Raw genomic sequence first — 537 nt, 5'->3', positions numbered from 1 at the left:
GCTCGGCCTCGCTTGGTGTGCGGGCCAGCCCGCACACGGTGCATTCCAACGGCGGCCTGATGTCGATGGAAACCGCAAAAGCCTATCCCGTCCGCACCTGCCTTTCCGGCCCGGCCGCCGGTGTCGTCGGCGCCGCGCAGGTGGCGTCGGCCGCAGGCTTTCGAAACGCGGTGACGTTCGACGTCGGCGGCACCTCGACCGATGTGTCACTGATCCTCAATGGCCGTGGCGCCTACACCCCACTGCGTGACGTCGCCGGCTATCCGGTCCGCTGCCCCATGGTCGACGTGCACGTGATCGGCGCCGGCGGCGGATCGATCGCCTGGGTCGATGATGCCGGTGCGCTGAAGGCGGGGCCGCACTCTGCTGGCGCCTTGCCGGGACCGGTGGGCTACATGCGCGGCGGAACCGAGCCGACGATCACCGATGCCAACCTGCATATGGGTCGCCTCAATCCCGTGGCGCTGCTTGGCGGTGCCATGCCGGTCGACCGCGCCGCGGCTACGCGTTCCGTGACGCAGATCGCGACCAGGAGCG

1 protein-coding gene is annotated in these 537 nt (G+C 69.8%); it reads left to right on the top strand.

The genetic code is table 11. The annotated features are described in order from the left end of the window. The coding region (locus EOA29_RS39485; protein ID WP_281061156.1) for a hydantoinase/oxoprolinase family protein at positions 1 to 537 on the top strand (537 nt) is incomplete at both ends.

Origin of the sequence: Mesorhizobium sp. M1E.F.Ca.ET.063.01.1.1, assembly GCF_003998155.1 — a bacterium.
Taxonomy (GTDB): domain Bacteria; phylum Pseudomonadota; class Alphaproteobacteria; order Rhizobiales; family Rhizobiaceae; genus Mesorhizobium.
This window is presented reverse-complemented; position numbering and strand designations above follow the sequence as displayed.